Source organism: Cyanobacterium sp. uoEpiScrs1 (genome assembly GCF_947331815.1).
Lineage (GTDB): Bacteria > Cyanobacteriota > Cyanobacteriia > Cyanobacteriales > Microcystaceae > Rippkaea.
Genome location: NZ_OX373462.1, coordinates 2,409,732 through 2,424,484, shown reverse-complemented (window position 1 = coordinate 2,424,484; position 14,753 = coordinate 2,409,732). Strand labels below are relative to the sequence as shown.

11 protein-coding genes are annotated in these 14,753 nt (G+C 34.8%); 5 read left to right on the top strand and 6 right to left on the bottom strand.

The features are described from left to right. Window positions 1–47: 47 nt before the first annotated feature. From OXU93_RS08375 to OXU93_RS08365, 3 genes are all read right to left on the bottom strand, one after another. Complete coding sequence (locus OXU93_RS08375) at window positions 48–731, bottom strand: hypothetical protein (RefSeq protein WP_324127146.1); 684 nt, start codon at window positions 729–731, stop codon at window positions 48–50. A gap of 89 nt (window positions 732–820) precedes the next feature. Continuing rightward, the gene (locus tag OXU93_RS08370; protein WP_267383741.1) at window positions 821–1,336 is read right to left on the bottom strand and encodes an alpha-amylase family glycosyl hydrolase; all 516 of its coding nucleotides are present in this window, start codon (window positions 1,334–1,336) and stop codon (window positions 821–823) included. Window positions 1,337–1,558: 222 nt separating this feature from the next. Further along, window positions 1,559–1,648 carry a hypothetical protein gene (locus OXU93_RS08365; RefSeq protein WP_267384865.1) on the bottom strand — a complete coding sequence of 30 codons (90 nt, stop codon included), beginning with the start codon at window positions 1,646–1,648 and terminating at the stop codon, window positions 1,559–1,561. A gap of 761 nt (window positions 1,649–2,409) precedes the next feature. On the opposite strand from OXU93_RS08365, the gene OXU93_RS08360 reads away from it, so the two are divergent. Next, window positions 2,410–3,465, top strand: coding sequence for a D-alanine--D-alanine ligase family protein (locus OXU93_RS08360; RefSeq protein ID WP_267383740.1), 1,056 nt, complete (start codon window positions 2,410–2,412; stop codon window positions 3,463–3,465). A gap of 417 nt (window positions 3,466–3,882) precedes the next feature. On the opposite strand, the gene hisG is transcribed toward OXU93_RS08360, so the two are convergent. Together hisG and OXU93_RS08350 are read right to left on the bottom strand one after the other, a co-directional pair. Continuing rightward, a complete protein-coding gene (gene hisG, locus OXU93_RS08355; RefSeq protein WP_267383739.1) occupies window positions 3,883–4,521 on the bottom strand; it encodes an ATP phosphoribosyltransferase in 639 nt (212 codons plus the stop codon). Between the two features lie 163 nt (window positions 4,522–4,684). Beyond that, window positions 4,685–5,437 (bottom strand): DUF364 domain-containing protein, encoded by a 753-nt coding sequence (locus OXU93_RS08350; RefSeq protein ID WP_267383738.1) that lies wholly within the window; start codon window positions 5,435–5,437, stop codon window positions 4,685–4,687. 126 nt (window positions 5,438–5,563) lie between these two features. On the opposite strand from OXU93_RS08350, the gene OXU93_RS08345 reads away from it, so the two are divergent. The 3 genes from OXU93_RS08345 (at window position 5,564) to secF (ending at window position 9,051) form a co-directional block, all read left to right on the top strand. Continuing rightward, window positions 5,564–6,547 carry an alpha-ketoacid dehydrogenase subunit beta gene (locus OXU93_RS08345; protein WP_267384862.1) on the top strand — a complete coding sequence of 328 codons (984 nt, stop codon included), beginning with the start codon at window positions 5,564–5,566 and terminating at the stop codon, window positions 6,545–6,547. A 71-nt stretch (window positions 6,548–6,618) separates the two neighbouring features. After that, the gene (secD, locus tag OXU93_RS08340) at window positions 6,619–8,031 is read left to right on the top strand and encodes a protein translocase subunit SecD (protein WP_267383737.1); all 1,413 of its coding nucleotides are present in this window, start codon (window positions 6,619–6,621) and stop codon (window positions 8,029–8,031) included. 96 nt (window positions 8,032–8,127) lie between these two features. After that, window positions 8,128–9,051: a protein translocase subunit SecF gene (secF, locus tag OXU93_RS08335; RefSeq protein ID WP_267383736.1), complete on the top strand. Its 924-nt coding sequence runs from the start codon at window positions 8,128–8,130 to the stop codon at window positions 9,049–9,051. Between the two features lie 9 nt (window positions 9,052–9,060). On the opposite strand, the gene murD is transcribed toward secF, so the two are convergent. Then, window positions 9,061–10,413 (bottom strand): UDP-N-acetylmuramoyl-L-alanine--D-glutamate ligase, encoded by a 1,353-nt coding sequence (gene murD, locus OXU93_RS08330; RefSeq protein ID WP_267383735.1) that lies wholly within the window; start codon window positions 10,411–10,413, stop codon window positions 9,061–9,063. Window positions 10,414–11,181: 768 nt separating this feature from the next. Here murD and OXU93_RS08325 point away from each other — a divergent pair. Continuing rightward, on the top strand, window positions 11,182–13,584 hold the full coding sequence (locus OXU93_RS08325; RefSeq protein WP_267383734.1) for an endonuclease MutS2: 2,403 nt from the start codon (window positions 11,182–11,184) through the stop codon (window positions 13,582–13,584). The last annotated feature ends 1,169 nt before the right edge of the window (window positions 13,585–14,753 follow it).

The window sequence follows — 14,753 nt, the reverse complement described above, 5'->3', positions numbered from 1 at the left end:
TTACGTCGCCGAAAAACAGGATGTTGATGACGAAATTTAATTAACCTTTAAGTAAACGACAAAAAATTTTGATCGACTTTTGTTAAATCCCAATTAAACCAAGAAATATCGTTATCTTGACAGTAGCCGTTATTGTTGCCTTGTTGGCTGCGCCCCGTTTCATCTCCCCCTAGTATCATGGGAACTCCTTGAGATAACATCAAAGTAGTTAAAAAATTACGTTTTTGTTGTTCTCGTAAGGCTAAAACCTCAGGATTATTTGTTTTCCCTTCTTTCCCACAATTCCAAGAACAATTATAAATTTCTCCATCATTGTTGTTCTCCCCATTGACTTCATTATATTTTTCGTTATAACTGACCAGATCTGCTAACGTAAAACCATCGTGAGCCGTGATGAAATTAATACTCGCATTAGGTTTTCTTCCGGAAATTTCGTAGAGGTCAGAACTCCCCGTAAAACGGTAAGCAAATGACGCTAGAGTGCTATTTTGTCCACGCCAAAAATTTCGTATTTCATCCCTATATTTTCCATTCCATTCTGACCACAGTAGAGGAAATTGTCCCACTTGATAACCTCCTTGTCCAAGATCCCAGGGTTCTGCAATTAATTTTACATTCGATAAAACCGGATCTTGATGAATGATATCGAAAAAAGTCGCTAAAGTTCCCACTTCATATATTTCTCTCGTTAAAGTTGCTGCTAAGTCAAAGCGGAACCCATCGACGTGCATTTCTAATACCCAATATCGTAAACTATCTATTATGAGTTTAAGAACATCAGGGTGGCTGACGTTGAGAGAATTACCACACCCCGTGAAATCTACATGATAGCGAAGTTTTTTTTATCTACGCGGTAATAAGCTCGGTTATCAATACCTCGTAAAAAGAGTATCGGACCCAAATGATTACCTTCCCCTGTATGGTTATAAACAACATCAAGAATGACTTCTATCCCCGCCTTATGAAGAGTTTTTACCATATTTTTAAATTCTGTGACCTGTTGCCCCTTAGTTCCTGAGGCGCTATAACCTGAATGGGGAGCAAAATAACCCAATGAGTCGTAACCCCAATAGTTAGCTAGTCCTTTGTCAATTAGATGGCCTTGCTGCACAAAAAAATGATGAACAGGGAGTAATTCAACAGCAGTAATGCCTAAATTTTGCAAATGGGAAATTGCATCAGGATGAGCTAGTCCTCCATAAGTTTCTCGCAAGTTTTGAGGGATTTTTGGGTGTTTTTTTGTAAATCCTTTAATATGAGTTTCATAAATGATAATTTTATGCCAAGGATGTGGGAGTAAGATGTCTTCTTCCCAATTAAAGCTTTCATCAATCACAACTGTTTTGGGAACCCACGGTGCGTCATCTATTTCTAAAGCAGTTAGATCTTGATCTTCACAGTTCCAAGGGTAACTAAAGATAGCTTCTTTGTGTTCTACGTCGGCGGTAATCGCTTTAGATTGAAACGATTGCCTTTAGTAGGGTCAAATAGACCATGGACCCGAAACCCGTAATGCTGTCCCGGCTTTATTCCAGGGATATAACCATGCCATATATAATTAAATACTTTCTTCTAAAGGGATAGATGTTTCTCGTCCTCGATTATCAAATAGACAAAGATCAACTCTCGTTGCATTCTCAAAAAAAATAGCAAAATTAATTCCCTTTCCGTCCCAACTCGCTCCTAAAGGATGGGAATTACCTGGTAAAATTTAATATTCATTGATTAGTTCATATCTATCTTAAGTAAAAACTTTTTTAGTCCTAGTGTGAGTTAAATTCGAAATAATGAAAAGTGCAAGACCTAACATTCTTACATGATTATGGTATGAGATTTCAAAGTATTAATCTTTTTTTAAGTGTTGTTAAAATTACTTCTTAAACTTTCTGGGCTTTCTATCTTTGTATATCATGAATATTGTTTAGCTAATAAATAGCGTAATATCTTGCACTATTTATGTCATCATAAAATACTTTTTAGAAAAAAATAGCCATTAACAATTATTTGTTGACAAATTATATTTATATAGCGATTTAACTCAGCATTCTCGCTATACTAACTGTATATTAAAAATTATATATTCATTCAATGAATATATAAAAAAATTAAAAATAGCGACAACTACAATAATGTCGCCTTTATTCAGAAATGTAGAAATTAAAATTCTTGTTTATATCGTGTACAAAAAACGAGATAAATTATCAGTATATTAATCCTTAATATTATCATTTATTAGTTATTTGCTACCAATTATAAAAATAACCTACTGCTTTTAAATAAAAAGAATATAAAAGTAACTAGAATCTTTTATTTCACTACTTAATTTGACGGAACTTCCATAAGATAACGCAGGTCATTTATAGTCTGTGAAGTACGATTTCTGTTTGTAATGATTAGGGAGTATTTTCAATGACAAAATTACGTGTAGGGTTATTGTTTGGGGGACGATCAAGAGAACATGAAATTTCTATCAAGTCTGCAAAGACAATCATGAAAGCTTTAAGCACTCCAGATAACTACCGAAAATATGAGGTATTGCCAGTATACATTCAAAAAAATGGAGTTTGGCAGGCAGGAGATACAGCACAACAGATACTTGAGCAAGAAATTCCTTCACCATATAAGAATGTAGCTACACAACAACTATGGCAATTTCCCCTCGAAGTGAGTGTGGTGGATGTTTGGTTTCCCATACTCCACGGACCTAATGGAGAAGATGGAACAATCCAAGGCCTATTAACCTTAATGCAAACTCCTTTTGTAGGAAGTGGAGTTTTAGGCTCATCCGTTGGTATGGATAAGATTGTCATGAAAATGGTCTTTGCTCAGGCAGGATTACCCCAAGTTAAGTATATCTCAGTAGACAGAACTGATATATGGTCTAATCCCTGTATTTTTTCAAATTTTTGTGATGAAATTGAAGATACTATAACATATCCTTGTTTTGTGAAGCCTGCTAATTTAGGGTCATCGGTAGGAATTGCTAAGGTAAGATCTCGTTCTGAATTAAAAGTAGCCCTCAACGATGTAGCAAGTTATGACAAACGTATTGTTATTGAAACAGGGGTAACCGCCAGAGAAGTTGAATGTGCAGTTTTTGGTAATAAAAACCCAAAGACATCAGTGATTGGGGAAATCACTTATGATGGTGATTTTTACGATTATGAAGCAAAATATACGGACGGTAAGGCACAATTACACATTCCTGCTCAACTTCCTGATTCTATCATCACTCAAATTCAAGAAATGTCCATTCTCGCATTTGCTGCAGTAGATGGGGCGGGACTAGCTAGAGTAGACTTTTTATATGTAGAAGATAGCGGAGAAGTCTTCATAAATGAAATTAATACCCTCCCAGGGTTCACTGCCTTTAGTATGTATCCCCAACTATGGGAAGCAACAGGAGTTCCCTTCTCTGAGTTGGTTGATAGATTAATTCAATTAGCATTAGAAAAAAATAGTTAAAAGACTATTTATTAAAAAGTATGTGCACAATTTCGGCACGTTAAGTATACTAGTCCAATACGATCAACAATGATGCTAAAATTTTCTTGATAAAAAATCTCTTATTTTTTACTTTTGATCAAGAAGCAATTGTAAAAGGATTAGCAACATCGACTATACTTAATTAATTGAATATCTTTGAAGCTTATGTAATAAGAAAGCATAAAAACGTTTTTATATTTTCAATGGTGTTAGAAGAGTAACTCAATATTAAAGTTAACTATAATAAAAAATATTGATATTTTCTACATTTAGAATAGACATTAATGGTAATTATCTCAGTATCTATTCAATTTAATACTTTACTAAATTAAACAAAAACTCAGTTACCGGATATCGTACTATTATGCTCTATTACTTATTAATTAACAGCTATAATTAAGATGTTCTGACATTTCTAATCTTTTTAACCCAAGAATTGATCTGACAATAATTCAGGCGATAACTTAGAGGATGAGCAATTAAATGGGCAGTACTTTCAAATAAAGTATCAATTTCAATTAAACCATTTTGTTTTAAAGTTTTTCCAGTAGAGACTAAATCCACAATTGCTTCTGACATTCCAGTTATAGGTCCTAATTCAACTGATCCATAGAGGGTGATGATTTCTACAGGTAGATTTAAATTATGGAAGTAGTCCTTAGCGCAATTGACGAATTTAGAAGCCACCTTTCCGTGGGGGGGAATATCTACAGTGCGTTTATAGGGACTAGTTTTAGAGACTGCAACGGACATTCGACAATAACCAAAGGTTAGATCTGCTAAATCTGCCACTACTGGAGCTTTTTCTAGCAACAAATCGTAACCAACAATACCCAATTGTGCCTGTCCATATTCGACATAAGCAGGCACATCAGTTGCCCGAACTAATAATGCTTTAGCGTTGTTAGTAGAGTCTGTAATTTGCAATTGACGATTTTCGGGCTCCAAAAAATCCCCAAAGTCCAAACCAATCTTTTGGAAGAGTTTAATACTATCGGATAAGAGTGCGCCTTTGGGGATAGCAACAGTTAACATAGACTATTAATTATGATTAGTGGACAGTATTGTCTCACATATCTTTTAAGTTTAGGGTATTTTTTTACAGAATGTTTAATGATCTATGGTTGATTAAAGGAAAAATTGTATTAAACAATGTAGGAGCAAAGATAGTTAACACATTCTGTTAAAAACAAAATAGTTAAGAAAAATCATATAATCGGTACTGAACACCTGTCTCAAAAATCCGAACCCCGCCCCCTTCAGCAACTGTCTGTCGTAATGCTTGGGGATCAACAACAGTTACCCCAGCAAGGTAATCTATCCCAAATTCAGCCAATTCTGCTAACCAAGGGACTGTTGGACCCATTAACACCAATTTTGCATTCCTAGAAAGTTCTACTAAGCGAGGAAAGGTTTTGTTAGGGATAGAAGTTCCAGTTAAAAATACCCAATCAGACTTTGGCAATAAGTATTCTGACGCAGGTGCAGGGAAATCGCCAGGACCTGGTTTAAGTTCAATTACATTGATCTCCATCTCATTTTCATAACGGTCTAATCCTGGGTAGCGTCCAATAATGGAAACTCGCTTACCTCGTAATTTTGGTAGAAAATGTTCGAAAACAGCTAAATTAGCAGATCCAGATGAAATAATAGGCTGACTCATTTCCTGGAGATTAGACTGAGAATTAATCACAGCATTAATGGCAGCCATTCCAATCGTTGCTTGATAACTATCCCATGACTGCAACCAGGGAGCTATATCTGCTACGGATCTATTGACTAGAGTTCCTGGCCAAGAAAGGGTGCGTGTCGGAAGGGCAGGACTCATGCATAGTCCAATTTCTTTGCCATGACAGATAGTCCAGGTCAAACCTATGATAACCTCTTGAATAGATGTAGTGTTGTTACCATAATCTAGAAGTAAATCGTAAATTTCTTGAGGGTTAGTCATTTTAGAGTGAGTAAGGAACACCTAAAGAATAATCCAAAAAAATGCTTCCTGCTTATGATATATCCTCAAAAGATAAAAATGTGGAGTTCCAATGATAGGATAACAGATGCGATCGCTGGTGAATTTATGGCAGAAACTTTATTATTTAACGCACTCCGTCAGGCTATTGATGAAGAAATGGCACATGACGATACAGTCTTTGTTTTAGGAGAAGACGTCGGTCACTATGGCGGCTCTTACAAAGTAACGAAAGACCTTTACAAAAAGTATGGAGAACTCAGACTCCTTGATACTCCAATCGCTGAAAATAGCTTTACGGGAATGGCGGTTGGTGCTGCTATGACTGGTTTACGCCCTATTATTGAGGGTATGAATATGGGATTTTTACTTCTAGCTTTTAATCAAATTGCTAATAATGCAGGGATGTTAAGATACACTTCCGGAGGAAACTTCAAAATTCCAATGGTCATCCGTGGTCCAGGAGGTGTAGGACGACAGTTAGGAGCTGAACATTCTCAACGTCTTGAAGCTTATTTTCATGCGGTTCCCGGACTGAAAATTGTTGCCTGCTCTACTCCTTATAATGCCAAGGGACTTCTTAAAGCAGCTATTCGAGATGAGAACCCTGTTCTGTTTTTCGAACATGTTCTTCTCTACAATCTCAAAGATACACTTCCCGAGACAGAATATCTGCTGCCTTTAGATAAAGCTGAAATTGTCAGACCAGGAAAAGACGTTACTATATTGACTTATTCTAGAATGCGCCATCATTGTCTTCAAGCATTGAAACAATTAGAACCAAAAGGATACGATCCTGAAATTATCGACTTAATTTCTCTTAAACCCTTTGATTTAGAAACTATTGGTAATTCTATTAGTAAGACTCATCGGGTAATTATCGTAGAAGAATGTATGAAAACAGGGGGCATTGCTGCCGAATTAATTGCTTTAATTAATGATAATTTCTTTGATGAGTTAGATGCTCCTGTCATTCGCTTATCATCTCAAGATATCCCTACTCCATATAACGGCAATCTAGAGAATCTAACTATTGTTCAACCTTCTAAAATTGTTGAAGCGGTGCAAAAAATAATCACATTGCAGGTTTAAATACAAAAGAAAGATTAGAAATCTATCTTTTGCTGTCTGCCCCTCGTCCCTAAGTTTATAAAGGAATCATTATGCAACAACAGCGTTTAGTCCTTGGTTTAATAACCGTCCTGGCTATTGGGGCGATCGCCATTTTAGTAGCTATTCCCCTACAATTAGGGTTAGACCTTAAAGGAGGGGCGCAGTTAACTATTCAAATCAAACCTACTGAAAAGATCCAAAACATCAGTTCAGAGGACTTAGAAGCACAGAAAATTGTGTTAGGAAATAGAGTTAATGCTTTAGGGATAGCTGAACCTATTGTGCAAACTTTGGGACAAGACAAAATTGTTGTCCAGTTACCAGGGGTTACTAATTCTGAACAAGCCGAGCGGGTATTAGGGGGAACTGCCCAATTGGAATTCAGAGAACAAAAATCAGAAACTGAAGGTCAATTTCAGGCAGAATTCACAATTAAACGACAATTAGAAGCAGAATTAGCGATCTTAAGGCGAAATAACACATTTGAAGAAAATGCCGAACGTATTATCGAACTAACTAAATCTATTGAACAATCTGACCTGGCTATCTTAGATTTGTTTAAATCAGTCGATTTAACTGGAAAAAACCTCAATAATGCCCGTCCAAGTCCCACCCAAACAGGAACTAGTTGGGAGGTAGCTATTGAATTTGATAATGACGGAGGCAAGAAATTCGCCGAACTCACGAAAAATCTAGCAGGAACTGGTCGTAGTATTGGGATTTTTCTAGATGATACCCTTATTAGTGCACCAATTGTAGGTGTGGAATTTGCTAACACTGGGATTACGGGAGGTAATGCTGTTATTACAGGCAATTTTAGTATTGATAGTGCAAATGATCTCGCTGTTCAAATTCGTGGGGGATCTTTGCCATTCCCAGTAGAAGTGGTGGAAAATCGTACTGTCGGGGCAACTCTGGGACAAGAAAGTATCCGAAGCAGTATTTATGCTGGAGTGGCTGGGTTAGTCCTAGTGTTAATCTTTATGGCAATTCATTATCGTCTTCCTGGAATAATTGCCAATTTGTCCTTAGGGATTTATACCCTATATACTTTAGCATTTTACGCTTTAATTGGCGTTACTTTAACGTTACCTGGAATTGCCGGATTTATCTTGAGTATTGGTATGGCTGTTGATGCAAATGTCCTAATTTTTGAGCGAACTCGTGAAGAATTACGATCTGGAAATAGTTTATATCGTTCTGTAGAATCTGGATTTAATCGCGCTTTTTCGAGTATTTTGGACAGCAACATCACTACTTTAATTGCTTGTAGTGCTCTGTTTGGGTTGGGATCAGGATTAGTTAAAGGATTTGCTCTTACCCTTGCTATTGGTGTATTAGTAAGTATGTTTACGGCAGTTACTTGTAGCCGTACCCTCTCATTACTAATAGTATTAGGATTGCCCTCAGTCCGCAAAAAACCTGAACTGTTTTGTCCTAATCTACCCAAAACTATTAATTAATTTTGTCTTAAACTTACTGATAAAGATATAAAAGGAAAAATTTTATTCATAAATTTTCTAACCATTGTGTTTTACTAATTCATTAATGACCGAACAATGAAATTACATATTCTTAAATGGGAACGTTTATGGTGGTCTATTTCAGCAATTCTTATTTTTGGTGGAATCATTGCTATGGTGACTTCCTTTTTCACGTTTAACTCGCCTATACGTCCAGGATTAGACTTTGTCGGAGGAACTAGACTACAATTACAATTAGTCTGCGTAGCAGAAGGAAACTGCGATCAGTCGATTGATACAAGTAAAGTTCGAGAAATTCTTGTCCGACAAGGATTAAGTGGCAGTGTTCAGGTCTTAGAAGACAATATCCTATCAATTAGAAGTAAAAATCTTAATGTTGATCAACGCACTCAGTTACAACAAAATTTAAACGAAAAAATTGGGCAATTTAACCCCAAAACTATTCAAATTGATACAGTAGGTCCAACAGTAGGACAAGAATTATTCAAGTCAGGAATTTTAGCCCTGTTAGCAGCTTTCTGTGGCATTATCGTTTACCTTACTGTTCGCTTTCAATTCGATTATGCTTTCTTTGCAATTATTGCCCTTTTTCATGATATTTTAATCACGACAGGAATCTTTGCTCTATTAGGATTGATCATAAAAATTGAGGCTAATAGTTTATTTTTGGTTGCTTTATTAACGATAATTGGATTTTCAGTTAATGACACCGTGGTCATTTATGATCGTATTCGCGATAACATACAAAGAAACCCTGAAGTATCCATCAGTGAAGCAATAGAAACTTCCGTTAACCAAAGTCTTGCCCGTTCTATCAATACTAGTATTACCACTATATTGCCATTGTTAGCTATTTTTCTCTTTGGAGGAGAAACCTTAAAGTATTTTTCCCTTGCCTTGATCATTGGGTTTCTTGCTGGGGCTTATTCGAGTATTTTTATTGCTAGTACTCTGTTAGCTTGGTGGCGCAACCGTATGTTTCATTCTGCAGAATCTTAAGATAAATCATTAACGCAATTCTTGACAAAGTTGTCGAAAATGATCACCACGATACTCAAAATTTTGGTATTGATCAAAACTAGCACAGGCAGGAGAAAATAATACCACTTTTACCTCCTGTCTCTGTCCTAGTTCTAACCCTCGTTTAACAGCATTTTCCAAAGTTTCTACTATTTCATAGGTTTCATATCCCGACTTTTGTAACTTTTGAGAAAATACTTCAGCAGCTTCTCCAATTAACAAAACCGTGGAAACTTTTTCTTTAATTTGTTTAATCCAACGTTCGTCATCTCCCTCCTTTACTTCTCCTCCTGCAATTAAAATTACTGGAGATTTAATGGAAACTAGTCCAACTTCTGCTGCGTCGTAATTCGTTGCCTTGCTATCATTGATAAAATCAATTCCTCGCACATTACAAATTAATTCTAGGCGGTGAGGAACTCCTTTAAATTTAGTAATTGCCCGAATGATTGCTTCTTTTTCGATCCCTGCTAATCTTGCTGCTCCCACTGCCATTAATAAGTTCTGTCGATTGTGCAAACCCACCATTTTAAAGAGATTCAAAGGCGCAATCAATTCTCCAAAAGCTACTATCCAGTTATCTTGAATATAAATTCCCTTATGAGGATTACATAGTAAATGGTCCTTTCCTTTTGTCGTCGTCCAATAGGCATCAGCCCATTGGTGTAATCCTACTTGGTGTAGATAAGGATCATCTCCATTAAAAATTTTATACTCGCATCGATGTAAAATTGATGCTTTAACGGCATAATAGTCGTCCAGAGTTTTGTGACGGTTGAGATGATCAGCGGTAAAAGTTGTCCAAATACCAATCTTTGGAGCTAGTTTTTTCAAGGACTCTCCTTGATAACTACTAATTTCAGCTACAATCCAATCAAACTTCTCCGAAGATAAAACAAGCTCACAAGCCGCTTGTCCAATATTACCACAAGAAGGAGCGTTGAGCCCCGATGCCTGAAAAATCGACGCTATTATAGCAGTAGTGGTAGTTTTTCCATTAGTTCCTGTAATTCCTACCCAGGGAGACTTTTGTAAATATCGCCAAGCTAGTTCCAATTCTCCAATGACATCAATACCATGATTACGCGCTTCTACTAAAAAAGGAATATCCCAAGGAACCCCTGGGCTAACTACAATTAAGTCAGGCGGATTTGTCTTAACTAAAGTTAGTTGGTGTCCCAATTTAACTGTAATCCCTTCTTGTTCAAGTATTTGTCGGGTTTGTTGTAAAGATGGAGAGTTAGCGCGGTCGCTAAGAATCACCTCCCATCCGTCTGTTTCCAGCACTCTGGCTGCGGCAATCCCAGATCTTCCCAGTCCAATGATATAAGCAATCGCCATGAGCCTAATATTGTAACTATTCCTAATTTAAAGTAGTTTCGATCTTATCAAATAATTTTAGTTTTGTAGCAATACTATTCAAATGTTTTTTGAAGCTAACCAATTAATGGCTAATATATAACAGACTATTGACAAATAAGACGATAAAAAAATATTTAAAAAAATAACTAATGCAGGTTTTATATCTTAATCAAAACAGGTTAAACAATATAATTTTAATGAAATATATAATTTTGATATTTATAAAGTTTTAAAGGTTAAATAATTAGATATAAAAACGTAGTTTACTACTGACAATATCTGTTAAAAAATAAATAAAAACAAGGGTTTTTTACAAGCTAAAATAGAACAAAATAATTTATAAATCTTAACTACTTTGAGATAAATTTGGCTTAATAAAAGTATAAAAAAAGTTTCACTATTTTCAGTAGTTATGTGCAATGGAGATTGTTTTTAGCTTTACAATTATATCTATTATCCTTGACAAGGAAATCATTATCCGACTAAACAACTGACAAAATCATTAGTCAAGTTAGTAATTATTCTGTATGGACAATGAACAATTTGTGTTCCAATTAGCCTAAAAATAGCAATTATATATTCTAGTTTGAGTAAATATCAGCAGAGAAGTCAAGCGCTAAGTATAGGTAGGGAATTATCATAGACTTAAGGAGCAAGGACGTAATCACACTGAACAATTATTAATTGCATCTACTAGTTACATCGTCAGTACAGAAATCTTTTCATTTACTATTCTTAAGTTAAATTTTGATTCAACAAGAAACTTTAAACCTTCTCGAATGGCCTCGACTCTGTCAACACTTATCTAGTTTTGCCGCAACAAAACTGGGAGTATTAGCCGCTAAAAAACTATCGATTCCTGAGACTCGTCAGGAAAGTGAACAACTATTAGCTCAAACCTTGGAAATTTGTCGTTTAGAACAAAATTTAGAAATTCAATGGTCCTTTGATGGAATCACTGATATTGGGGACTTTCTAGAACGAGCTAAATTAAGAGGAATACTTTCCGGACAGGAATTACTTAATATTGCTACTACCTTATCGGGGATGAGGCGACTGCGGCGAATAATCAATAATCAAGAGGATTGTCCTGTTTTAGAAGAACTAGTAGCAGATATTCGAACCTATCCTGAATTAGAACAGGAAATTAACTATTGTGTCGACGAAGCGGGAGAAGTTGCCGATCGTGCTAGTGTCAAATTAGGGGAAATTCGCCGAAACCTCAAAGATGTTCGTGATCACATTTATCAAAAGCTTCAAAATATTATCCATAGGCAAGGGGGAGTCGTCCAGGAAGCTGTTATCACTCAACGGGGAGATAGATTTGTAATTCCAGTAAAAGCCTCTAAGAAAGACCAAATTAGGGGTATTGTTCATGATACTTCGAGTACAGGAGCAACCCTCTATATTGAACCAAGTTCCATCGTAAAATGGGGCAACCAACGTCGTCAATATTTACGTCAAGAACAGGTAGAAATAGAAGCTATTTTACGAAATTTAACAGAAAAAGTAGCTATTGTTTATGATGAACTTGAATATTTACTTGAAATAGCCACTGTTCTTGATTTGACAACGGCTAAATCCCTTTATAGCTTATGGTTAGAAGGAAATGCTCCTGAGTTTATTGAGCCAACCCAGGGAGAACTGATCACGCTGAGGCAATTACGTCATCCCCTGCTCATTTGGCAACAACAACAAGAACAAGGTTCTTCTGTTGTCCCTATCAATGTTCAAGTTGATCCAAAAATTCGAGTTGTAGCTATCACTGGTCCTAATACAGGAGGCAAAACTGTAACTTTAAAAACTGTTGGTTTAGCCGCTTTGATGTCAAAAGTCGGTTTATTCGTTCCTGCCAGAGATCCAGTAAGGATTCCCTGGTTTAGACAGATTTTAGCAGATATTGGAGATGAACAGTCAATCGAACAAAGTTTATCTACCTTTTCAGGTCATATACACCGCATTGTCCGTATTATCGAAGCTCTGACAACTTTGTCCTCCGCCACTTCTTCTATGACCCTAGTCCTTCTTGATGAAGTGGGTGCAGGAACTGATCCCGCAGAGGGGAGTGCCTTAGCTGTTGCTCTTCTTCGCTATTTGGCTGATCACGCTTCACTGACTATTGCCAGCACTCACTATGGAGAATTGAAAGCCTTAAAATACCAAGATGACCGTTTTGAGAATGCATCTGTAGAGTTTGATGTTAAAACTTTTTCTCCCACGTATCGCCTGTTGTGGGGGATTCCAGGACGTTCTAACGCCTTAACTATTGCTAGTCAACTAGGATTACAAACGGAAATTATTGAAGAAGCTAAAACTCGTATTGGAAACTTTTCTCAAGAAATCAATGAAGTTATTGCTGGGTTAGAAAAACAAAGACGAGAACAAGAACAAAAAGCACAAGAGGCTAGTAGTTTGTTACAACAAACTAAGAAGTTTTATACAGAAGTTTCAGAAAAAGCTTCATCGTTACAACAACGAGAACATTCATTGAGACAATACCAAGAACAAGAAGTTCAAAAAGCTATTGCCCAAGCAAAAAAAGAAATTGCTCAAGTTATTCGTCAATTACAAAAGGGAAAACAAACGGGACAACAAGCACAAAAAGCTACAGATGCTTTAAAAGAAATTGGTGAACGTCAATTATCTCAGGTAGAAAGATGTAAATCTATTTATAAACCTAAAGTTGGGGAAAAAATTAGGCTACTAAAATTTGGACAAACGGCAGATGTATTAGAAATAGATGAAGAACAAGAAGAAGTTACAGTACGTTTTGGACTAATGAAAATGACCGTTTCTTTTACTAAGATTGAATCTTTAGATGGAAAAAAAGTTGAAGTTACTACTACGAAACAAGTCTCTGTTTCTACCCCATTAAACACAAAAAACTCTCAATCTGTTTCAGTAATTAGAACATCTCAAAATACTTTAGATATTCGAGGAAGTCGAGTTGCTGAAGCGGAACCAAATTTAGAAAATGCAATATCTAAGTCCACTCAATCAGGAATTTTATGGGTTATTCATGGCAAAGGAACTGGGAAACTACGTCAAGGAGTTCATGATTTTTTAAGGTTACATCCTCAAGTAGACAGGTTTGAATTGGCACCTCAAAATGAAGGAGGGTCAGGAGTAACTATTGCTTATCTAAAATAGTCAACGGTTAAGTATTATGTACCTGATTAAATTATTAAAATTTAATATTATTTAATTGACTATCCTATCAAATCAACTTAAGTAAGAATATTATGCTTTATATAGTTAGTTTTTAATTTTCTTTATTTGTTTATGTGCAGAAAGGCAGGGGAAATCTCAGTCTAGATTACATAATATTTTTGATAAAAAGATGATATTAAAACTTCTTTATATAAAAAAAAGTAGTCACAAGATATTTTCTGATATTGTTAATTATATTTAAAAGTATATTATTAATATAGATAATATACTTATTTAACGTCAAAGGAAACTAGTCTCTGAGAAAATTTATTAGTTTTATGTTAAAAAATAATTTTTAATAACAATTTTATCAAAAGTTGTTACCTTCACAGTTTCAAGTCAAATAGCCACTATCTTAACCTAGATTTTAGATATATATAATCTACCGTTTACTTCTAATTACACTTGTTGTTAATGATCCTTACTGTTTATTAATTTGTTTCTTACCTAGACATAATTAATATTTACTTTAAATTTACTTTACTTTACTAAGTATATTTTTGTGTTAGATAGTAGTGTTTTATTTGTCTAATTGAACTTAGATTTTTGTTTTTTGAGCAAATTATTTGTGTGGTATTAGGTTTACAAAATCTTATATTGAAACTCATTTCTTTAATCTATTAATATTAAAAACTGTAGTATTTTTGTGATACGATTAAACATTCAATTTTTAAAATGTTAAATATATATAAGAAACTTATACTATGATTTAAATTATGATATCTTATAGTTATTTTTAATATGTATATTCGCTTCCTTAAATTTTATTAGAATCTATTTTTATAGAGCTTAGAAAATATTATTTACTGATTTTTACTCAATTATTGCTATACAAATAGTCTTATCTTTAAATAGTAAAAATAATACATATTTAGATTTTTTTAGTACTAGCTTTTTATACTTGTAGTTGAATTATAATTATAATCTTGAGCTAGTTTTTAAAATTTCAACTATTAAGAATGTTTACTATCTATTTATGCTTTGCTTATAAAAAGTAGATTAAATACTTTATATTTAAGTAACTAAATAGGGAATAAAGTTTTTAATAAATAATTATCAACTGTAATTAATTACCTATAAATTTTTGAATTTTCTTTACATTTCTAATA

Bases quoted from the DNA above. Each gene is read 5' to 3' on its own strand.
- hisG (WP_267383739.1), bottom strand. From the start codon at position 4,521: ATGTTAACTGTTGCTATCCCCAAAGGCGCACTCTTATCCGATAGTATT.
- secD (WP_267383737.1), top strand. From the start codon at position 6,619: ATGCAACAACAGCGTTTAGTCCTTGGTTTAATAACCGTCCTGGCTATT.
- OXU93_RS08360 (WP_267383740.1), top strand. From the start codon at position 2,410: ATGACAAAATTACGTGTAGGGTTATTGTTTGGGGGACGATCAAGAGAA.
- OXU93_RS08375 (WP_324127146.1), bottom strand. From the start codon at position 731: ATGCACGTCGATGGGTTCCGCTTTGACTTAGCAGCAACTTTAACGAGA.
- OXU93_RS08350 (WP_267383738.1), bottom strand. From the start codon at position 5,437: ATGACTAACCCTCAAGAAATTTACGATTTACTTCTAGATTATGGTAAC.
- murD (WP_267383735.1), bottom strand. From the start codon at position 10,413: ATGGCGATTGCTTATATCATTGGACTGGGAAGATCTGGGATTGCCGCA.
- OXU93_RS08345 (WP_267384862.1), top strand. From the start codon at position 5,564: ATGGCAGAAACTTTATTATTTAACGCACTCCGTCAGGCTATTGATGAA.
- secF (WP_267383736.1), top strand. From the start codon at position 8,128: ATGAAATTACATATTCTTAAATGGGAACGTTTATGGTGGTCTATTTCA.